Below are 19,364 nucleotides of genomic sequence, written 5' to 3'. Positions count from 1 at the left end.
AAACGGCGCGGCATTAGGGGGAACTGATGCACCATATTCTCCGCCAGCTCGAAAAGAAGCGTGAAGAGGCCCGCCTCGGCGGTGGGCAGAAGCGTATCGACGCTCAGCATTCCAAAGGCAAACTGACCGCACGCGAGCGCATCGAACTGCTGCTCGACGCCGGTTCCTTCGAAGAATACGACATGTTCGTCGAGCACCGCTGCGCCGACTTCGGCATGGCGGAACAGAAGGTCGCCGGCGACGGCGTGGTAACCGGCTGGGGCACCATCAACGGCCGCCAGGTCTTCGTCTTCTCCCAGGACTTCACGGTGTTCGGCGGCTCGCTTTCCGAATCCCATGCCGAGAAGATCTGCAAGGTCATGGACATGGCGATGAAGGTGGGCGCCCCCGTCATCGGCCTCAACGACAGCGGCGGCGCCCGCATCCAGGAAGGCGTCGCCTCGCTGGGCGGCTATGCGGACGTCTTCCTGCGCAATGTCGATGCCTCGGGCGTCATCCCGCAGATTTCGGTGATCATGGGGCCCTGTGCCGGCGGCGCGGTCTATTCCCCGGCCATGACCGACTTCATCTTCATGGTGAAGGACAGCTCCTACATGTTCGTCACCGGTCCCGACGTCGTGAAGACCGTGACCCAGGAGATCGTGACCCAGGAGGAACTGGGCGGCGCGGTCACCCACACCACCAAGTCCTCCGTCGCGGACAATGCCTTCGAGAACGACGTCGAAGCGCTCTACGAGACCCGGCGCCTGTTCGACTTCCTGCCGCTCTCGAACAAGGAAGATCCGCCGACCCGTCCCTTCTACGACGACGTGGAGCGCACCGAGGCGAGCCTGGACACCCTGGTCCCGGCCAACCCGAACAAGCCCTACGACATGAAGGAACTGATCCTGAAGATGGTCGACGAGGGCGACTTCTTCGAGATCCAGCCGGGTTACGCCAAGAACATCATCACCGGCTTCGCCCGTCTCGAAGGCTCGACCGTCGGCATCGTCGCCAACCAGCCGATGGTGCTGGCCGGCTGCCTGGATATCGATTCGTCGCGGAAGGCGGCGCGCTTCGTCCGCTTCTGCGACGCCTTCAACATTCCGATCCTGACTTTCGTGGACGTCCCGGGCTTCCTGCCGGGCACGGCCCAGGAATACGGCGGCATCATCAAGCACGGCGCCAAGCTGCTGTTCGCCTATGCCGAGGCGACGGTGCCGAAGGTGACCGTGATCACCCGCAAGGCCTATGGCGGCGCCTATGACGTCATGAGCTCCAAGCACCTGCGCGGCGACGTCAACTACGCCTGGCCGACCGCCGAAATCGCGGTCATGGGCGCCAAGGGCGCGGTCGAGATCATCTTCCGCAACGAGATCGGCGACACCGAGAAGATCGCGGCCCGGACCGCCGAATACGCGGCCAATTTCGCCAGCCCGTTCAAGGCGGCGAACCGCGGCTTCATCGACGAGGTGATCATGCCGCATTCGACCCGCCGCCGTGTCTGCCGCGCCTTCGCGATGCTCCGGAACAAGGAGATCCAGGTGCCGGCGAAGAAGCACGACAATATTCCGCTCTGATCGGCTGGTGGGTTACGACATGTTCAAGAAGATCCTGATCGCGAACCGTGGCGAAATCGCCTGCCGCGTCATCAAGACCGCCCGCAAGATGGGCATCAAGACCGTTGCCGTCTATTCGGATGCCGATGCCGACGCCCTGCACGTCGAAATGGCGGACGAGGCGGTCCATGTCGGCGCGCCGCCGGCGGCCGAGTCCTATCTGATCATCGACCGCATCGTGAAGGCCTGCCTCGACACCGGTGCCGAAGCCGTTCATCCCGGCTACGGCTTCCTGTCGGAAAAGGCGGACTTCTGCGCCGAACTCGACAAGCACGGCATCAAGTTCATCGGCCCGAACGTCCATGCCATCGGCGCCATGGGCGACAAGATCGAATCGAAGAAGCTGGCGGCGGCCGCGGGCGTGAACACGGTCCCCGGCTATCTCGGCGTCATCAAGGACACCGACGAGGCGGTGAAGATCGCCAAGGACATCGGCTTCCCGGTGATGATCAAGGCGTCGGCCGGCGGCGGCGGCAAGGGCATGCGCATCGCCTGGAACGAGGAGGAGACCCGCGAGGGCTTCCAGTCCGCGACCAACGAGGCGCGTTCCTCCTTCGCCGACGATCGCGTCTTCATCGAGAAGTTCGTGACCTCGCCGCGTCACATCGAGATCCAGGTGCTGGGCGACAAGCACGGCAACGTGATCTATGTGAACGAGCGCGAATGCTCGATCCAGCGCCGTAACCAGAAGGTGATCGAAGAGGCGCCGAGCCCCTTCCTGGACGAGGCGACCCGCAAGGCCATGGGCGAACAGTCGGTCGCCCTGGCCAAGGAAGTGAACTACGACAGCGCCGGCACGGTCGAATTCATCGTCGACGGCGACCGCAACTTCTACTTCCTCGAGATGAACACCCGTCTGCAGGTGGAACATCCGGTCACCGAACTGATCACCGGCATCGACCTGGTCGAGCAGATGATCCGCGTCGCCTATGGCGAGACCCTGTCGATCAAGCAGGAGGACGTCGGCATCAACGGCTGGGCCATCGAATCCCGCGTCTATGCCGAGGATCCGACGCGTGGCTTCCTGCCCTCGATCGGCCGGCTCACCCATTACGAGCCGCCGGCCGAAGGTCCGGACGGCAATGGCGCCGTGGTCCGCAACGACACCGGCGTCTTCGCCGGCGCCGAGATCTCGATGTTCTACGATCCGATGATCGCCAAGCTGTGCACCCACGCACCGACGCGCGGACAGGCGATCGACGCCCAGCGCGCCGCGCTGGATGCCTTCTACATCCGCGGCATCAGCCACAACATCAGCTTCGTCTCGGCGGTGCTGGGGCACGAGCGTTTCCGTTCGGGCCGGCTGACCACGGGCTTCATCGCCGAGGAATTCCCGGACGGTTTCTCCGGCGGCACGCTGGATGCCCTCGCTCTCGACAATCTGACGGCGGCGGCGGTCGCGCTGCACCGACGGACCCAGGAGCGAGAGATCGAAATCTCCGGCCAGCTCCAGAACCACGGCCGTCACCTGCAGACCCAATATGTGGTCCAGGTGGGCGACGAGAAGCGTTCGGTGAAGGTGGAGACGGTGGACGGCGGCTATGACGTCGGCCTCGGCCACCACCTGCTGGCCGTCCGCACCGACTGGCTGCCGGGCATGAAGATCCTGCGCGGCACCGTGAACGGCAAGCCGATCATCGTCCAGGTCGAGAAGAAGGGCGAAGGCTTCCGCCTGTTCCATTCGGGCGCCGAGGTGATCGCCACCGTGCGCACGCCGCGCGGGGCCGAGCTTGCCGCCCTGATGCCGGTCAAGCTGCCGCCCGATACCTCGAAGCTGCTGCTCTGCCCGATGCCGGGCCTCATCGTCTCGATCAACGTCGAGGAAGGCGAGGAGGTGAAGGCCGGACAGACCCTCGCGGTCGTCGAAGCCATGAAGATGGAAAACGTCCTCAAGGCGGAACGCGACGGCAAGGTCGCCAAGGTCAACGGCAAGAAGGGCGACAGCTTCTCAGTCGACCAGGTCATCCTCGAATTCGAGTGATCGATCATCATGCGTATGACGGGCCCCGGCGATCCCCTCGCCGGGGCCCTTTGCTTTGGAGGCATGCCATGAAGACCCTGCGTTTCGTCATTCGCGGCAAGGTCCAGGGTGTCGGCTATCGCCATTTCGCCGTCGGCGTCGCCACCAGACTCGGCCTCGACGGCTGGGTGCGCAACCGTATGGACGGCACGGTCGAACTCCTGGCCCATGGCGATCCGGCGGCGCTGGACGAATTGCTGGCGGCCTGCCGCCGGGGCCCGCCGGCCGGCTGGGTCGACGGCATCGACATTTCCGAGGACCCGGAGCGTCCGCCCCGGGGGTTCCGCCAGGAAGCGACCGTCTGACGGCGCGCGTGGACAGGGGCACGCCGGTCGGGCAGCATTCCGCATCTCGGGAGGGAAGCACATGGTGACCGAAACCATCGAGAAGCGCCGGCGCGGCGTTTTCGGCTGGATCGTGGCGGTCCTGTTCTGGACCTTCAACGCGGTGATGGCGGTGCGGGTCTTCGTCGGCACCGCGATCCTGAGCCGGGTCGCGCGCGATGCCGCCCCGGGCGCCGAAGCGGCGGTCGCCAAATTCACCGCCGGCATCGGTATCTCGGTGCTCTTCGCCATCTGGTTCTTCGGCGCGGCGACCCTCGGCATCATGATGTATCTGACCCGGGGCCGGAAGGTGACCGTCACCCGCGAAATCTGACGTCGCGGGATCGGGCGCCCGAGCGGGCGGAGATGCGCGCTCAGCGCAAGGAACCCCCGGCGGTTTCGTGGGTTGAAAACTTCGCACGCAGTTGCGAAATCAGATTGGCTTATCCCCCGGAGCCTCGATGTACCGATTTCTGACATGGGCCGTCGGTGTGCTTGCCCTGGCGACCGTCCTGGGCGCCATCGGCTACGACATGACCGCCGAGCGAATGGCGACGGCGCAGGCGGCCGAGGTGCGCGCGGTGCCGGACCGGACCGCCCCCGCGGTGACGGCCGGCCGGATCGAGCGGCTGACCGTGCTGCCCCTGCAGCCGGCCGGCGGCGACACGCGCGTGGTGCTGGCCCCGCGCACCGCCTTGGCGCTTGCGCCGGTGCAGGAGGAAATGGGGACCGCCGTGCGCCTGACCGGCACCCGCCAGGCGACGGTTGCCGACGATTCGACCGATACCGATGCCGCCTGGATCGCCGTGCCGCCCGCCGTGGGCGCGGAACTGACGGGCCATATCGCCCGCTTCACCGTCTGGGCCCGTGCCGATCGCCAGAACCCGGCGCGGCGTTTCGCCCTCGCCCTTTCGGTCGACGGCAAGGCCGGGCAATGGACCCGCTTCGAGGCCGGCAGCGGCAATTACGAAAGCTATACGGTGATCGTGCCGGTGCCCGCCGGTGGCGATCCGGCGAAACTGCGCGTGCTGATCGATCCCGACGTGGACGGCGAGGGCGGGGCGGTCAGCCTCAGCCATCTGATCGTCGACCGCCTGCAGTCGTCCAGCCGCTTCGACACCGCCGACGCGTCCCGCGCCCTCGCGTCTCGCGACTGATCGGTCAGGCCGCCGCCTCGGTGCCGTGGGCCAGGGGCAGGCCGAAGATTTCCTCGAACGTATCCATCAGGGCGATGTCGGCATCGTCCATGGTGACCGGCAGGCCCAGGTCGACCAGCGATGTCACGCCGTGCTGGCTGATGCCGCAGGGCACGATGCCGCCGAAATGCGACAGATCCGGCTCCACGTTCAGGGACAGGCCGTGAAAGGTCACCCAGCGCCGCACGCGGACACCGATGGCGGCGATCTTGTCCTCGCGCTGGAAGGGGGCCTCGCCCCGCGTCACCCAGACGCCGACGCGGCCGTCGCGCATTTCGCCCGTCACGTTGAAGCGCGCCAGGGCGGCGATCACCCATTTCTCCAGCTTGCAGACGAAGTCCCGAAGGTCGCGGCCGTGGCGCGTCAGGTCCAGCATGACGTAGACCACGCGCTGGCCGGGCCCGTGATAGGTGAAGCGCCCGCCCCGCCCGGCGTCATAGACCGGGAAACGGTCCGGCGCCAGAAGCTCGTCGGCGGCGGCGCTGGTGCCGGCGGTATAGAGCGGCGGATGCTCGACCAGCCAGATCCGCTCCGGCGCGGTACCGGCCCGGATCGCCTCCACCCGCGCCTCCATGGCGGCCAGCGCCGCCGGATAGTCCAGCAGGCCGGGCTCGACCACCCATTCGATGGCCGTGGAGGTGGGGCAGGTGGGGTCGGAAAGGGGGGGCTGAGCGTTCATGGGGGCTGTCCTGTTAACCCGATGCTAACGCTGGCGGGCGAGACTTGGGACACATTTCGGAGGGTGCTGCCTTGTCCGCCGTCGGCGAAGTCTTCATTGATATATCGGTCGTGCTCGGCCAGTCGACCATGCCCATCCATCAATTGCTGAAGATGGGGCGCGGCGCCGTGATCGAATTGGACGCCAAGGAGAGCGAGCCGGTGATCATCCTCGCCAACGGCCGCCCCATCGCCCGCGGCGAAGTGGTGCTGTCGGGCGAGCATATCGCCGTCTCGGTCACGGAACTGCTGTTCGGCAAGGATCGCTGAGGGCGCCCGTTCCAGGCTATGCATCGTGGGCATGGCAGGCGGCACGCCGCGCCATGCCCTGGTCACGACGATCGAGAAAAGACGTCAGGCGTATTCGTCGACCTGCGCGCCCATGCCCGGCGGGGCCGCCGGCACGGCATCCATCGTCTCCAACAGGGTTTCGACCGCAAGCCTTTGAAAATCCGCGTTCTGCTTGACCATGGCCAGGGACGCTTCGGTCCTGGTCTGGCTGGTGTTCATGGCCACGGCGATCGAGGCGAGTTCCGTCATGGGGCATCCTCCTGCGCCCATTCTGGAGAGCCGGCTCTTAAAGGGCAATTAACACAATTAAATACTGTTCAAAATTTCCAATTGATTATTCGTTGCGTAAAAATGATCATTCCCCCATATGATTTCGATCAATCGGCCCGGACCGCCGGGTCGGCCAGTCTTTGGGCCGTGCCTCGCTTCGGCCGTCGAGGGTTGTGATGCTGCCAATTGCGCTCGATCTGTCGCGTCTTCCGGTCGCCGTCGTCGGCCGGGGAGAGATCATGCTCAAGCGCCTGCGCCTGATCGACGAGGCGGGCGCCGTTCGGGTCGCGGTCCATGTTCTCGATGCGGGGCCGGCGCTGGCGGCGGCGGCCGGTGACAGGCTGCGGCCCTTCCTGCCGGGGGCCGCCGATCTCGCCGGGGTGCGTCTCGTCGTCATCGCCGGTCTCGACCGCGTGGAGGCGGAGAGCGTGGCCCGGACGGCGCGGGAAGCGGGCGCCCTGATCAATGTCGAGGATGTCGTCGATCTCTGCGACGTGCATCTGCCGGCCCTGGTGCGGCGCGGCGATCTGACCATCGCGGTCTCCACCGCCGGCAAGAGCCCGGCGCTGGCGCGTCGCCTGCGCCGCCGGCTGGAGACGGATTACGGACCCGAATGGGTGGAGCGGCTGGCGGAACTGGCGGACTTGCGCCAGGGCTGGCGTGAACAGGGGGTGCCGGCGAAGGAAGTCTCGCGGCGCTCCGATGCTTTTCTGGACGAGAAGGAATGGCTGGCATGAACGCGCTGGCACCCGACCGGCGGCAATGGGCCCGCGACCACGCGGCTTCGCTGCGCAACCTCTATGGCCCGCTGGAGGGCGAGGGGCTGATCAAGGTCATGTCCCAGCTCGAATTCAAGGGCCGCATCGCCCTGGTCTCGTCCTTCGGGGCGGAATCGGCCGTGCTGCTCCACCTCGTCGCCAAGGTCGATCCGAGCATTCCGGTGATCTTCCTCGATACCGACAAGCTGTTCGGCGAGACGCTGCGCTATCGCGACCGCCTGACCAAGCTGCTCGGCCTGACCGACGTGCGCACCATCGAACCCGATGCCGAGGCGGTCGCCATGCGCGATCCGGACGGGGTCCTGTGGCGCGACAATCCGGATGCCTGCTGCCGCCTGCGCAAGGTGGAGCCGCTGGCCCGCGCCCTTCAGGGCTTCGATGCCTGGATCACCGGCCGCAAGCGTTTCCAGACCGCCGAACGCGCCGCCCTGCCCAATCTCGAGGCCGCCGACGGAAGGGTGAAGGTCAATCCCCTGATCTCCTGGGACAGCGAGATGCTGGAAGCCTATCGCACCGCCTATGACCTGCCGGCACACCCGCTGGTCGAGGACGGCTATCTCTCCATCGGCTGCATGCCCTGCACCGACCGGGTTTCCGAGGGCGGCGACTATCGTGACGGCCGCTGGGCCGGCAGCGAGAAGCGCGAATGCGGCATCCACTTCGAAGCGGACGGTTCGGGCATCTGATCGGGGGGCGGGAACCCTGCGGCCCCGCCACCGTTTAGCAATCGTCTGGGGGCTTTCGTTCGACGGAGTGAAAGCCATGGCGCATGTCCGCCCGATTCTCGCGATCCTGCCCCTGTCGCTGCTGGGCCTTTCGGCCTGCGCGTCCGATCCCGCGCCGCTGACCGCGACACCGCAGGCCTATGTCGTCACCATCGACGACGATATCGACGAATTGAATGAAGCCAACGAAGAGGCGCGGCTGCACTGCGCCCAATACGGCCGCGCCGCGATCCTGGATGCCGTGGGCGAGATCGACGGCGAGCGCATCGCCAGTTTTTCCTGCGCGGCCGATTGAAGGGGTGAAACCCCTTGCCTCGGTCTGCCGAATTTGCTACCACCCGCGCCTGCCCACGGAGCGGTCGTGGCGGAATGGTAGACGCGCAAGCTTGAGGTGCTTGTGGGGTAACACCCGTGGAAGTTCGAGTCTTCTCGACCGCACCAATCTGAAAACCCCGGACGGCCCGCCGTCCGGGGTTTTTCCTTGGCCGCATGCACGCGGTCTATGGGGGTGTTTCCGCATTCGGAATGACGCACAATCCCCCGCGACTCCGGCCCGCGACGACGGCGCCGGCAAAAACGCGGAGGAGAGATGAGCGAAGCGGTCAAATGGGAGCGCAAGGGCGCCGTCGCGGTGATCACCATCGACAGCCCGCCGGTGAATGCGCTGGGTCAGGCGGTCCGGGCCGGGCTGAAAGCCTGTCTCGAGGCGGCGCTGGCGGATGACGCGGTCGAAACCCTGGTGCTGACCGGGGCCGGCAAGACCTTCTCGGCCGGGGCCGACATCCGCGAATTCGGCAAGCCGCCCCAGGGCCCCTCGCTGCCCGACGTCATCGCCGCTTTCGAGAACGCCTCGAAGCCCGTCATCGCGGCGATCAACGGCACGGCGCTGGGCGGCGGTCTCGAGCTCGCGCTCGGCTGTCATTATCGCGTCGCCTCCCCCTTCGCCCAGGTCGGCCTGCCCGAGGTGAAGCTGGGCCTCATTCCCGGCGCCGGCGGCACCGTGCGCCTGCCGCGCCTGACCGGCGTCCAGGCCGCGGTCGACATCATCGTCGACGGCAGCCCCCTGGATGCCCGGAAGGCCGAGGCAGCGGGCATCGTCGACCGCGTGGCGGAAGGCGACGTGGTCGCCGCCGCCTGCAACCTCGCGGCCGAGGGTGTCGGCCATCGCCGTACCCGCGACCTGCCCCTCGAAGGCGATGCCGCCCTGTTCGAGGGTGTGAAGGCGGCGGTCGCCAGGAAGGCGCGCGGCCTCTATTCGCCGCTCCGCTGTGTCGAATCGATCGAGGCGGCCAGCCGCCTGCCGTTCGACGAGGCGATCGCCAACGAGCGCAGCCTGTTCCTCGACTGCCTGAATTCGCCCCAGCGCGCCGGCCTGATCCACGCCTTCTTCGCCCAGCGCGAAGCGGCCAAGGTGCCGGGCCTCGGCCCCGACGTGAAACCGCGCCCGGTGGAGAGCGTGGGCGTCATCGGTGCCGGCACCATGGGCGGCGGCATCGCCATGTGCTTCGCCAACGCGGGACTTCCCGTCATCCTGATCGAGACGGTGGCGCCGGCGCTGGACCGCGGTCTCGCCACCATCCGGCGCAATTACGAGGCGACCGCGGCCAAGGGCCGGATCACCCCGGCGGAGGTCGAGGCGCGCATGGCGCTGATCACCGGCAGTCTCGACTATGGCGATCTGGCGACGGTCGATCTGGTGATCGAGGCGGCCTTCGAATCCATGGCCGTGAAGCACGAAATCTTCGGCAAGCTGGATGCGATCTGCAAACCGGGCGCCGTGCTCGCGACCAATACCTCGACGCTGAGCATCGACGAGATCGCGGCCGCGACCAGGCGGCCGCAGGACGTGGTCGGCATGCATTTCTTCAGCCCGGCCAATGTCATGAGATTGCTGGAGAACGTGCGCGGCAAGGAAACGGCGCCCGACGTTCAGGCGACGGTGATGGATGTCGCGAAGAGGATCGGCAAGGTCGGGGTCATGGTCGGCGTCTGCTACGGCTTCGTCGGCAACCGCATCCTCCATGCCCGCAACCGCGAGGCCATCGCCCTCGTCAACGAGGGCGCGACGCCGCAGCAGGTCGACAAGGTGCTGACCGGGTTCGGCTTCGCCATGGGGCCCTTCGCGACCTCGGATCTCGCCGGCCTCGACGTCGGCTGGCGCATCCGCGAGGAACGGCGGAAGGCGAACGATCCGGACGTGGATGCGCCGAACTGGCTCGACGCGCTGGCGGAGAAAGGCCGCTACGGACAGAAGACCGGCGCCGGCATCTATCTTTACGAGAAGGGCAGCCGCACGCCCATCCCGGACGCCGAGACCGACGCCCTGATCGCCGCCTATCGCGCCGAGGCCGGCATCGCGACGCGCGATGTCCCGGACCGGGAAATCCTGGAACGCTGCATGTTCATGATGGTGAACGAAGGCGCACGCATCCTCGAGGAGGGGATCGCGTCCCGCGCCTCCGACATCGATGCGGTCTGGCTGAACGGCTACGGTTTCCCCGCCTATCGCGGCGGCCCCATGTTCTGGGGTGAACAGCAGGGCCTGGGTACGGTCGTCGCCGGCATCGACGCCTTCCATGCCCGATTGGGCACGCCGCAATGGCAGGCCGCCGGCCTGCTGCGGAAGCTCGCCGACGAGGGTAAGGGCTTTTCAGGGTGAGGGGCGAGGTACCGCCCCTCCCGTGTGACCTCAGCCGATCCGCTTGACCAGGGCTTCGGTCAGTTCCCTAGTGCTGGCCTTGCCGCCCAGGTCGCCGGTGCGGATCTGGTCGACGTTCAGGGTCTGGTCGATCGCGGTCTTCAGGCGCGACGACAGGTCCTGACGGCCGATGTGATCCAGCATCAGGCCGGCGGCGAGCATCAGGGCGAGGGGGTTGGCGATGCCCTTGCCCGCGATGTCCGGCGCCGAGCCGTGGACCGCCTCGAAGATCGCCGCGTCCTCGCCGATATTGGCGCCGGGCGCCATGCCCAGGCCGCCGACCAGGCCGGCGATCTGGTCCGACAGGATGTCGCCGAACAGATTGGTGGTCACGATCACGTCGAACTGCCAGGGGTTCATGACGAGCTGCATGGCGCAGGCATCGACGATCCGCTCGTCCACCGCCACCTTGCCCGCGTAATCCTTGGCGATCTCGCGCCCTTCCTCGAGGAAGAGGCCGGTGATGGCCTTCAGGATATTGGCCTTGTGAACCAGGGTCACCTTCTTGCGGCCGTGCTTCACGGCGTATTCGAAGGCATAGCGGATGATGCGGCGGCAGCCCTCGCGGGTGGTGACGCCCTGGCTGATGGCGACGGCATGGGGATCGCCGGCGAGCCCGATGAAGTGCTCGTGCGCGACGTAGTAACCTTCGAGGTTCTCGCGCATCAGCACCAGGTCGATGTCCTCGTAGCGCCCGCCGGGCACGATGGTGCGGGCGGGGCGGACGTTGGCGTAGAGCTTGAACGCTTCGCGCAGGCGCACATTGACGGAACGATAGCCGCCGCCCGACGGCGTGGTCAGCGGCCCCTTCAGGGCAAGGCCGGTGCGCGCGATACTGTCCAGGGTCGCCTGGGGCAGGGGATCGCCGGCGGCGTCGATGCCGGCCATGCCGGCGGCCTGGCGGTCCCAGTCGAAGGGCGCGCCCAGCGCATCCAGGACGGTGGTGACGGAATCGACGATTTCGGGGCCGATGCCGTCCCCGGGGATCAACGTTGCGGGAACCGTCGGGACAGATGCCATGACTGCGCTACTCCTCGGCCTTCGGGGGAATGTCCGGGCGCCGCGCCCGGGATGGAAGTCGGCGACTGGCGGCTGGCCTATGCCCTCGGGGAGGGCTTGTCCAGCCCTGCGAAAGACTAAGGCGCGGCGAGCCCGGCCCGGGTCAGGGCATCCGTGACCACCCTGCGGCCGGCCGCCGCCGTCCGCGCGCCGACGCGCGCGGCATCGGCGCGAAGGCCGGCGATCGACGGGCTGCGCAGGGTGCCCAGTTCGGCGCGGTGGCCGATCAGCCAGGTCTCGAAACGTTCGGGCAGCACCTCGATGTGGAATTGCAGGCCGAGCACCCGGTCGCCGATGCCGAAGGCCTGATTGAGCGTGGTCCCGGTGGAGGCGAGGCGCACGGCGCCGTCCGGCAGGTCGAAGGTATCGCCGTGCCAATGCAGCACGTCGTGGCCGTCGATGGCGGCGATGGGCGAGGCGTGGCCGGCGGCGGTCAGGGTGACCGGCGCCCAGCCGATTTCCTTCTCCGCTCCCGGATAGACGGCGGCGCCGGCGGCGGCGGCGAGGAGCTGGGCGCCGAGGCAGATGCCGAGGATCGCCCCATCGGCTTCCAGCCGGGCGGAGAGAAAGGCGATCTCGTCGCGCAGATAGGGGTAGAGATCGTCCTCATAGGCGGCGAGGGGGCCGCCCAGCACGATCACCAGATCGTCGGCCGCGGGATCGAGGGCGGCGATGTCGTCGACGCCGACCTCCTGCGTGCGGATCGCGAAGCCGCGCTCGAGGAGCACGCCCTCGATCAGGCCCAGATCCTCGAAGGCGAGATGGCGCAGCACAAGACAAGTCCTGGTCATGGGGCTCTCCAGCGACGTTGCTCCGCACCATCTTTGACGCGCCGCAGCGTGCCGGGTCAAGCCGCCATTGCCGGTCCGATGACGACGGCCATGCAAGAGGCGCAATGGTGGCGCCGTCGGCGCGCTGCTATCGAGGGGGCATGGCGCCCATCGACATCTTCCTCGTGCTGGTGGTGAACGTGGTCTGGGGCTTCAATTTCGTCGCGGCCAAGCTCGGCGTGAACGAATTGCCGCCCATGCTGCTCACCGGCCTTCGCTTCTCCCTGATCGCGGTCCTGCTGGCGCCGTTGATCCCGCGCGTGCCGCGCGATCAGTGGCGCCCCGTGCTCTGGGTCGCGGTGACCGCCGGGCTGATGCATTTCGGCCTTCTCTTCATCGGCATCGACCGGGTGGGGGACATTTCCTCGGCCGCGGTGGCGATCCAGCTCAATATTCCCTTCGTCACCATCCTCGGCGTCGCCGTCCTCAAGGAGACGATTCGCTGGCGGCGCATCGCCGGCATCGTGCTCTCCTTCGCCGGCGTCGCGGTGATCGGCTTCGATCCTCACGTCTTCAACTATCTCGACGGGCTGTTCCTCTGCGTCTCCGCCGCCTTCTCGATGGCGGTCGCGATGATCATCATGCGCCGGCTGCGCGGGGTCGGGGTCTTCGCCCTCCAGGCCTGGATGGGCCTGGTCACCGGGCCGTCCATGCTGCTGCTGTCCTTTCTCTTCGAAGCGGAACAGGGGGCCGCGATGGCGGAGGCGTCGGCGATCGGCTGGGCGGCGGTGCTCTATACCGCGCTCGGCTCCTCCCTGGTCGCCCATGCCGCCAACTACCGCCTGCTCCAGCGCTATCCCGTCACCCTGACGGCGCCCATGATGCTGCTGGCGCCCGTGCTCGGCATCATGTTCGGCGTCACCTTGCTGGGGGACGCGCTGACGCCGCGCATGATCGTCGGCAGCGCGATGACCCTGACCGGCGTCGCCATCATCATGCTGCGCGAGAGGAAGATCGCGGGGACGGCGCCATGATCGACGTGATCGAAAGGCCTTCACCCAATTTCGACGGCCGGGACGGCATGCCCGTCTCGATCCTGATGATCCACTACACCGGCATGACCAGCGGTGCCGCCGCCCTGGCGCGGCTGCGCGATGCCGCCGCCAAGGTCTCCAGCCATTATCTGATCGAGGAGGACGGCACCGTCTTCCGCCTGGTGGCGGAGGCGGATCGGGCCTGGCATGCCGGCGCCGGATCGTGGCGCGGGCTCGGCGACGTCAACGCCCGCTCGATCGGCATCGAATTGGTGAACCCCGGCCACGAGTGGGGCTATCGCCCGTTCCCGGCAGCGCAGATGAGCAGCCTCGCGGCGCTGGGACGGGACATCCTGGCGCGCCACGCCATCGCCCCCTTCGATGTCATCGGTCATTCGGATTCGGCGCCGGCCCGCAAGACCGATCCGGGCGAATTGTTCGACTGGCGGTGGCTGGCGGGCGAGGGCGTGGGCTTCTGGGAGGCCGGCACCGATCCGGCGCCGGCCGATCCGGCCGGCCTCGCCGAGGATCTCGCCGCCTTCGGCTATGGTTTCGAGGGGGCGACGCTGGCGGATGTGTTGGCCGCCTTCCAGCGCCACTGGCGTCCCGCGCGGGTGGATGGCCGGGCGGATGACGAGACGCGAGGGCGCCTCGCCTTCCTGTCGCGCCGTCTGCGCGAGACGGGCTTCAGTGCGCGAGGCTGATGACGGGCCCGGCGCGGGTGATCGCGGACAGGGCGATCTGGACCACCCCGAGGCGACAGCCGACATGAGTGATCAGAGGATGCGCGCGAAGGGCGGCCAAGGCCGGGCCATCGGCGAAGCGGCGCGCGCTCGCCCGGTCGGCGAAGAGATAGCAGCTGCTGCCGAGGCCGGTCTCGTGCTCGAAGGCCCAGATCTTCCAGACGAGGCCAGGCACCGAGGCAATCCGGCCGGCCTCTTCGCCTGCCCTGTCGAGGAAGGCGTGGGGCGCCCCCGCCACCTGGTAGGTGACGGTGAGCAGGGCCGGGTTGTTCCGCATCGTCGTCTCCTTCAGGACCGGGGCGTCGTCAGGCCGCCGCCGATACGCCGAGCTGTGCGATCAGCATCGGCTCGTTGATGCGCAGCCAGGTTTCGGCAATGCGGCCGTCCTCCAGCCGGTAGAGCGCGACGCCGTCAAAGACGACCCGGCGGCCGTCCGGCGCGATACCCTGGAAGCTTCCGCTGTGGGTCGCCTCGATCGACCAATGGGCGGAGACGTAGTCGCCCGCCGCGACCGTATGCAACGTCGTGAAGTCCATGTCGCTGAACGACTGGCGGAACACGCGGAAGAAGGCCTTGTAGCTGTCGCGGTCGGCGAATTCTCCGCCCGGGAAGCCGGGGAAGCCGTGGCAGCGAATATGCGGCACCACGGTTTCGTCGATGACCGACACCGCTTCGATATCGGCCGAATGGGTACCGGCCAGGAAGCGGGCGACGGTCGCCTTGTTGCGTTCGATTTCGTTGGTGGTCACGATTCTCTCCTCTGGGTTTCAGGCGACACGGCGCGTGTCGCCGACGGGGGCGATTTCGGTCACGATGCGGGCCAGGCGCGCGAGGTCGCGGCTGGGCGGCAGATGCCCGGACAGGACATGGGCTGGCGTCAGACGTTCGAGATCGGCAAGGGCGCGGCGCAGCCATGCCCGGTCCAGCCGCGTGAGCCAGGGCACGTCGATCGCCGACCAGGCCTCGATCCCCGCCCGCAGGCGGGCCTCGGGGATGGCCTCTGCGTCCGCGACGGGCGTGGGGAGAAGGGCACCGAAACAATCCACCGCGAAGAGGACGCCGTCGGTCGCGTCATGGAAGCCGAGGGACTCGGGCGCGTCGCAATAGGGCGGACGTTGCGGCCGCAGGATGCGCCCGCCGACCTCCAACACCTCGTCTTCGGCGAGGATATGAACGCGCGAGAGATCGAAACCGCCCATCATCCCCATCTTGCCTGCACCGAGGAAATTGGTGACCACGCGTGCCCTGGGCGCCCGTTCCAGCACCGGCCGCAGGTTGCCGATGTGGTCGGCGTCGGCATGGCTCAGCCAGATCCAGCGCAAATCCTCGGGTGCGACCACCTGGGCGAGGGCGGCGAGAAACTCCGCCTCCAGCGCCTGGAGGCCGGTGTCGACCAGAAGCGGCTCCCGCCCCCTCAGCACGAAGGCGTTCACGGACAGAAGCCCGAGGTCCGGCACGGGCAGCCAGGCGGGCAGGGCCGTCCAGGCTTCGGTCACCGCCTGGGGGGCTCCCTGCGTGGGAATGGTGATTGTCGTCATGATTGGCCTTATTTCAGTGATCAGATATGTTCATCGAAATTGCTTCTAGGGGGCAGGCGGGCCCTTGTCAAGTTTTCATTGATCGCGCATGTTTACCGAATGAGCGGAACGAAGCGGTCATACCAGCTGAAGAAGCGCGCGCACGGGCAGGAGGAGACGCGCCTGCGCATTGTCGAGGCGACCATGCGCCTGCACGAGACGATCGGTCCCCGCGCGACGACGATCAGCGCCATCGCCGAGGCGGCAGGGGTGCAGCGGCTTACGGTCTACCGACATTTCTCGGACGAGACGGCCGTGTTCCAGGCCTGCACGGCGCATTGGCTGGGTCTGCATCCGCCGCCCGACCCGGCGACCTGGGCCGGCCTCGGCGGAATGGAGCGGCTGCGCGCCGCGCTCGGGGCCTTCTATGCCTACTACGGGGTGACGCGCCGCATGTGGACCGTATCCTTCCGGGACGTCGACGACGTGCCGGCGCTTCGGGCGCCGATGGCCGAAGTCGCGGCCTTCATGGCGGGCGTCGGCGCGGACCTCGTGTCGTCGCTGGCGCGCTCGGGGCCGGCGATCGTCGCGACCGTCAACCACGCGCTGCATTTCCTCACCTGGCGCGACCTCGATGAACGCGGCGTCGACGATGCGGCGAAAGTGGGGCTGGCCTGCGCTTGGGTGGACGGTGGCGCCGGCGCCCTCGAATGACGATCAGAACGCGATCGTGCGGTCCTGGGCCGCGAAGGCGGTGACCGCTTCCTCCGCCATGGGCCTCGCGAAGAAATAGCCCTGGCCGAGGTTGCAGCCCATGTTGCGGAGCATGGCGGCCTCGTCCCGCGTCTCGATCCCCTCGGCGATCAGCTTCAGGCCCATGTTCTTGCCAAGGGCGACGATCGAACTGATCAGGGCCATGGAATTGTCGTTCGCCGTCATGTCGGTGACGAAGGAACGGTCGATCTTCAAGGTGTCGATCGGAAACGCCCGCAGATAGCTGAGGGACGAATAGCCGGTGCCGAAATCGTCGATGGAGACGCCCATGCCGGCCTGGCGGCAGCGCGTCAGGGTCTTTTGCGCATCCTCCGGCTTTGCCATCAGCAAGCGTTCGGTGATTTCCAGATGGACCTGCGACGGCGCGATGCCGGCGGCGCCGATGGCCTCGAGCAGGCGGTCGGGAAAATCGGGTGTGGTGAAATCCTGGGCCGAGAAATTCACGCTCATGAAGAGACCGCGCCGGCCGCTGCCCGCCTCGATCCGGCCGAGCGCGCGCAGCGCCTCGCGCAGTACCCAGTCCGAGGCGGCGACGATCTGGCCGCTGGCCTCGAGCACCGGGATGAATATGTCGGGCGAGAGCGGACCCCGGCCGGGCCTGTGCCAGCGCATCAGGGCTTCGAAGCCGGCCGGCCGGCCATCCCGCAGGTCGACGATGGGCTGGTAGTGCAGGGTGATCTCGCCCGCTTCGAGGGCGGGCCTGAATTCGTTGGCGATGGTGATCGCCTCGACCGCGCCGGGCAGATGGGCATGGTCGCGCTCCACGTCCTCCACCGTCAGCAGTGGCGGGTGGGCCACGTCGTGCATGAGGCGCGAGCGCTGCATCAGGTCGCGAAAGCGTGCCAGGATGGTGCGCATGGCCATCTGCAGGATGGGGTCGGCGCCATCGAGGCGGCGCGCGAAGTCCGCCCGCGAGATTTCGAGGAGCGCGCAGTCCTCGATCGCCCGGATGGTCGCGCTGCGCGTTCCTTCGTCGATGATCGCCATCTCGCCGATCAACGTGCCGGGGCCGCGCGTGCCGATGAACTGCCGCTCGCCGGTCGGCGCGGTCAGCAGGATCTCGATCCGGCCGGACTCGATCAGATAGGCGCAATGGCCCGCCTCGCCCTGGGCCATGACGATGTCGCCCGCCTTGACGTGGATTCTGTTGTCGCGTTCCGGCATGGAAGAAATCTCGGTCACCGCAGCACCAGAGCATGAACCGCGCCGAAAGCGAAGCGGCGTGAGAGGGCGGGCCCTTGCGCAGTCCGCGGGAAACCGCTACGCCTTGCCCGGTCAGATGGCCGGGTGACCGCCGCCGCGCGCGTCGCGGGGGAGGAAAGTCCGGGCTCCACGGGAACACGGTGCCGGGTAACGCCCGGCGGGGGCGACCCCAGGGACAGTGCCACAGAGAGCAGACCGCCGGAACGCCGGAACCTCGGTTCCGGCCGGCCGGCAAGGGTGAAAGGGTGCGGTAAGAGCGCACCGCGAGGCCGGTAACGGCATCGGCAGGGTAAACCCCACCGGGAGCAAAACCAAATAGGGGCGACATGCCGGCATCGCCGGCGGGATCCGTTTCCGGTCCGTCGCCCGGGTCGGTTGCTCGAGACGGCCGGCAACGGCCGTCCTAGACGAATGGTCACCGGCCGTGGGCAACCACGGTCACAGAACCCGGCTTACAGGCCATCTGACCTCTTTCGCCGTCGTATCACCAGCCGCAGGGATGGGCCCGCGTGAAGGCGACCAGGCCCCGGCCACGATCGGCATGGGCCAGATAGCCGGCATCGCGCCAGGCATGGCATGGCGCGTCGTCTCCGGGCGCATCGTCTCCGGGGGCGTCATCGTCGTTGGACCACCATTGCTCGCGCTCGAAGGCGGTGCGCGGCAGGCCGTGCACCATATGGTCGATCTCGTCGAAGGACAGTGTGACGAGGCGGCTGCCGCCGGCCCTCAGCCAGGCTCTCAGGGGATCGTATTTGTCCATGGCAGCCTCTCCTTCCGCCATGTGGGAGAAAAGCCGTCCCGGCCGGTGGCCCGGCCGGGACGATGAAGCCGCGCCCCCTGTCAGGCGACGCGGGTGACCTCGATCTTCCGGGGTTCGGCCGCCGTCGCCGGTTTCGGCATGACGACGGTCAGCACCCCCTTGTCCATGGTCGCCTTGACGGCCGCCGGGTCCATGCCGGCGGGCATCTCGATCGTCCGGGCGAAAGTGCCGGTGGTGCGTTCGACGACGTGGCGGGTCTCGCCCTTCTCCTCGCGCTCCACCTTCTTCTCGCCGCGGATGGTCAGGACATTGTCCGCCAGCGTGACCTCGACGTCCTTCTCCTCCATGCCCGGCAGTTCGGCGGTCACCGTAATGTTCGCATCGGTCTCGACCACGTCCATGTGGGGCATGGCATCGCCAAGCCCGAGGCCCGTGGTCGCGTCATGGAACAGTCGGTCGATCTCCTGGCGCAGGGCCGTGAAGGGGTTGTCGTTGTGAGCGGCCGGTGCGCGGCCGCCGGGGGTCATGAGAGTCCGGAGTTTCATGTCATGGTCCTCCTTGTTCTCGACTGGGGGCACAGAGCCTCGCGGTCACCTCCATATATGGGCACGGGCCCGGGTGCGCGCATTGACGGCCGTCAACTTTCAGCCTGTTGTCAGCGAAAAAAAGACCCCCGGACGGCACAAGGGGAAGGGAGTGGCTGCCGTCCGGGGTGCGTTCGCGCCGCCCTGGGGAAGGCGGCGTCGCGAGCCCTCGATAACGCGGGCTGGAGAGGCAGGGAGGAGTATCGCCTCTCCGAAAGAGAGAATTGCTCGGCCGGGGTTCGCCGGCATTGCGCTGGATCAACATTTGCCGCGATCGAGGTGGAAAATCGACGCCGCTTGCCA

23 protein-coding genes, 1 tRNA gene and 1 other RNA gene are annotated in these 19,364 nt (G+C 67.6%); 15 read left to right on the top strand and 10 right to left on the bottom strand.

Annotation, left to right across the window (positions count from 1 at the left end):
* The first annotated feature begins 26 nt into the window (after positions 1–26).
* The 5 genes from L2U69_RS15750 to L2U69_RS15730 all read left to right on the top strand — a co-directional run bounded on the left by L2U69_RS15750 (position 27) and on the right by L2U69_RS15730 (position 5,098).
* Positions 27–1,559 (top strand): acyl-CoA carboxylase subunit beta, encoded by a 1,533-nt coding sequence (locus L2U69_RS15750; RefSeq protein WP_236108086.1) that lies wholly within the window; start codon positions 27–29, stop codon positions 1,557–1,559.
* Positions 1,560–1,578: 19 nt separating this feature from the next.
* Positions 1,579–3,579 carry an acetyl-CoA carboxylase biotin carboxylase subunit gene (locus L2U69_RS15745; protein ID WP_236108085.1) on the top strand — a complete coding sequence of 667 codons (2,001 nt, stop codon included), beginning with the start codon at positions 1,579–1,581 and terminating at the stop codon, positions 3,577–3,579.
* Positions 3,580–3,647: 68 nt separating this feature from the next.
* Positions 3,648–3,923, top strand: coding sequence for an acylphosphatase (locus tag L2U69_RS15740; protein ID WP_236108084.1), 276 nt, complete (start codon positions 3,648–3,650; stop codon positions 3,921–3,923).
* Between the two features lie 61 nt (positions 3,924–3,984).
* Positions 3,985–4,275, top strand: coding sequence for a hypothetical protein (locus L2U69_RS15735; protein WP_236108083.1), 291 nt, complete (start codon positions 3,985–3,987; stop codon positions 4,273–4,275).
* Positions 4,276–4,402: 127 nt separating this feature from the next.
* The gene (locus L2U69_RS15730; protein ID WP_236108082.1) at positions 4,403–5,098 is read left to right on the top strand and encodes a hypothetical protein; all 696 of its coding nucleotides are present in this window, start codon (positions 4,403–4,405) and stop codon (positions 5,096–5,098) included.
* Positions 5,099–5,102: 4 nt separating this feature from the next.
* On the opposite strand, the gene lipB is transcribed toward L2U69_RS15730, so the two are convergent.
* The gene (lipB, locus tag L2U69_RS15725; protein ID WP_236108081.1) at positions 5,103–5,816 is read right to left on the bottom strand and encodes a lipoyl(octanoyl) transferase LipB; all 714 of its coding nucleotides are present in this window, start codon (positions 5,814–5,816) and stop codon (positions 5,103–5,105) included.
* A 71-nt stretch (positions 5,817–5,887) separates the two neighbouring features.
* Here lipB and L2U69_RS15720 point away from each other — a divergent pair, with 71 nt between their 5' ends.
* A complete protein-coding gene (locus L2U69_RS15720; RefSeq protein ID WP_236108080.1) occupies positions 5,888–6,124 on the top strand; it encodes a FliM/FliN family flagellar motor switch protein in 237 nt (78 codons plus the stop codon).
* An 84-nt stretch (positions 6,125–6,208) separates the two neighbouring features.
* On the opposite strand, the gene L2U69_RS15715 is transcribed toward L2U69_RS15720, so the two are convergent.
* Positions 6,209–6,394, bottom strand: a complete 186-nt coding sequence (locus L2U69_RS15715) for a putative motility protein (protein WP_236108079.1) — start codon at positions 6,392–6,394, stop codon at positions 6,209–6,211.
* Positions 6,395–6,591: 197 nt separating this feature from the next.
* Between L2U69_RS15715 and L2U69_RS15710 the strand changes: the two genes are divergently transcribed.
* The 5 genes from L2U69_RS15710 to L2U69_RS15690 all read left to right on the top strand — a co-directional run bounded on the left by L2U69_RS15710 (position 6,592) and on the right by L2U69_RS15690 (position 10,578).
* Positions 6,592–7,152, top strand: a complete 561-nt coding sequence (locus L2U69_RS15710) for a precorrin-2 dehydrogenase/sirohydrochlorin ferrochelatase family protein (RefSeq protein WP_236108078.1) — start codon at positions 6,592–6,594, stop codon at positions 7,150–7,152.
* On the top strand, positions 7,140–7,880 hold the full coding sequence (locus L2U69_RS15705; protein ID WP_329605416.1) for a phosphoadenylyl-sulfate reductase: 741 nt from the start codon (positions 7,140–7,142) through the stop codon (positions 7,878–7,880). The genes L2U69_RS15710 and L2U69_RS15705 overlap by 13 nt, the downstream gene beginning before the upstream one ends.
* A 76-nt stretch (positions 7,881–7,956) precedes the next feature.
* Positions 7,957–8,214 carry a hypothetical protein gene (locus tag L2U69_RS15700; protein ID WP_236108077.1) on the top strand — a complete coding sequence of 86 codons (258 nt, stop codon included), beginning with the start codon at positions 7,957–7,959 and terminating at the stop codon, positions 8,212–8,214.
* A gap of 60 nt (positions 8,215–8,274) precedes the next feature.
* A tRNA-Leu gene (locus L2U69_RS15695) sits at positions 8,275–8,360 on the top strand.
* 148 nt (positions 8,361–8,508) lie between these two features.
* A complete protein-coding gene (locus L2U69_RS15690) occupies positions 8,509–10,578 on the top strand; it encodes a 3-hydroxyacyl-CoA dehydrogenase NAD-binding domain-containing protein (protein WP_236108076.1) in 2,070 nt (689 codons plus the stop codon).
* A gap of 30 nt (positions 10,579–10,608) precedes the next feature.
* On the opposite strand, the gene L2U69_RS15685 is transcribed toward L2U69_RS15690, so the two are convergent.
* Complete coding sequence (locus tag L2U69_RS15685; protein ID WP_236108075.1) at positions 10,609–11,637, bottom strand: isocitrate/isopropylmalate dehydrogenase family protein; 1,029 nt, start codon at positions 11,635–11,637, stop codon at positions 10,609–10,611.
* A gap of 116 nt (positions 11,638–11,753) precedes the next feature.
* On the bottom strand, positions 11,754–12,467 hold the full coding sequence (locus L2U69_RS15680) for a glutamine amidotransferase (RefSeq protein WP_236108074.1): 714 nt from the start codon (positions 12,465–12,467) through the stop codon (positions 11,754–11,756).
* A 140-nt stretch (positions 12,468–12,607) separates the two neighbouring features.
* Between L2U69_RS15680 and L2U69_RS15675 the strand changes: the two genes are divergently transcribed.
* The gene (locus L2U69_RS15675; protein WP_236108073.1) at positions 12,608–13,480 is read left to right on the top strand and encodes a DMT family transporter; all 873 of its coding nucleotides are present in this window, start codon (positions 12,608–12,610) and stop codon (positions 13,478–13,480) included.
* Positions 13,477–14,184, top strand: coding sequence for an N-acetylmuramoyl-L-alanine amidase (locus tag L2U69_RS15670; protein ID WP_236108072.1), 708 nt, complete (start codon positions 13,477–13,479; stop codon positions 14,182–14,184). Before L2U69_RS15675 ends, L2U69_RS15670 begins: the two co-directional genes overlap by 4 nt.
* Here the strand turns inward: L2U69_RS15670 and L2U69_RS15665 are convergent.
* The 3 genes from L2U69_RS15665 to L2U69_RS15655 are packed head-to-tail and all read right to left on the bottom strand — an operon-like array spanning position 14,168 to position 15,761.
* Entirely contained in the window at positions 14,168–14,500 is a 333-nt protein-coding gene (locus L2U69_RS15665; protein ID WP_236108071.1) for a YdhR family protein, read from the bottom strand. The genes L2U69_RS15670 and L2U69_RS15665 overlap by 17 nt on opposite strands.
* Before the next feature lie 28 nt (positions 14,501–14,528).
* Entirely contained in the window at positions 14,529–14,972 is a 444-nt protein-coding gene (locus L2U69_RS15660) for an ester cyclase (protein ID WP_236108070.1), read from the bottom strand.
* 18 nt (positions 14,973–14,990) lie between these two features.
* A complete protein-coding gene (locus L2U69_RS15655) occupies positions 14,991–15,761 on the bottom strand; it encodes an MBL fold metallo-hydrolase (RefSeq protein WP_236108069.1) in 771 nt (256 codons plus the stop codon).
* Positions 15,762–15,860: 99 nt separating this feature from the next.
* Between L2U69_RS15655 and L2U69_RS15650 the strand changes: the two genes are divergently transcribed.
* On the top strand, positions 15,861–16,454 hold the full coding sequence (locus L2U69_RS15650; RefSeq protein WP_236108068.1) for a TetR/AcrR family transcriptional regulator: 594 nt from the start codon (positions 15,861–15,863) through the stop codon (positions 16,452–16,454).
* Positions 16,455–16,457: 3 nt separating this feature from the next.
* Here L2U69_RS15650 and L2U69_RS15645 read toward each other — a convergent pair whose 3' ends face one another.
* Positions 16,458–17,678 carry an EAL domain-containing protein gene (locus tag L2U69_RS15645; RefSeq protein WP_236108067.1) on the bottom strand — a complete coding sequence of 407 codons (1,221 nt, stop codon included), beginning with the start codon at positions 17,676–17,678 and terminating at the stop codon, positions 16,458–16,460.
* A gap of 111 nt (positions 17,679–17,789) precedes the next feature.
* On the opposite strand from L2U69_RS15645, the gene rnpB reads away from it, so the two are divergent.
* Positions 17,790–18,188, top strand: an RNA gene (gene rnpB, locus L2U69_RS15640) — RNase P RNA component class A.
* 13 nt (positions 18,189–18,201) lie between these two features.
* On the opposite strand, the gene L2U69_RS15635 is transcribed toward rnpB, so the two are convergent.
* Both L2U69_RS15635 and L2U69_RS15630 read right to left on the bottom strand, forming a co-directional pair.
* Entirely contained in the window at positions 18,202–18,477 is a 276-nt protein-coding gene (locus tag L2U69_RS15635; RefSeq protein ID WP_236108066.1) for a DUF7662 domain-containing protein, read from the bottom strand.
* An 80-nt stretch (positions 18,478–18,557) separates the two neighbouring features.
* Positions 18,558–19,022, bottom strand: coding sequence for an Hsp20/alpha crystallin family protein (locus L2U69_RS15630; protein WP_236108065.1), 465 nt, complete (start codon positions 19,020–19,022; stop codon positions 18,558–18,560).
* Between the last annotated feature and the right edge of the window lie 342 nt (positions 19,023–19,364).

Origin of the sequence: Zavarzinia marina, assembly GCF_021568905.1 — a bacterium.
GTDB classification, from domain to species: Bacteria; Pseudomonadota; Alphaproteobacteria; order Zavarziniales; family Zavarziniaceae; genus Zavarzinia; species Zavarzinia marina.
The sequence above is the reverse complement of the archived record's forward strand: the minus strand, read 5'-3'. Positions and strand labels throughout refer to the sequence as shown.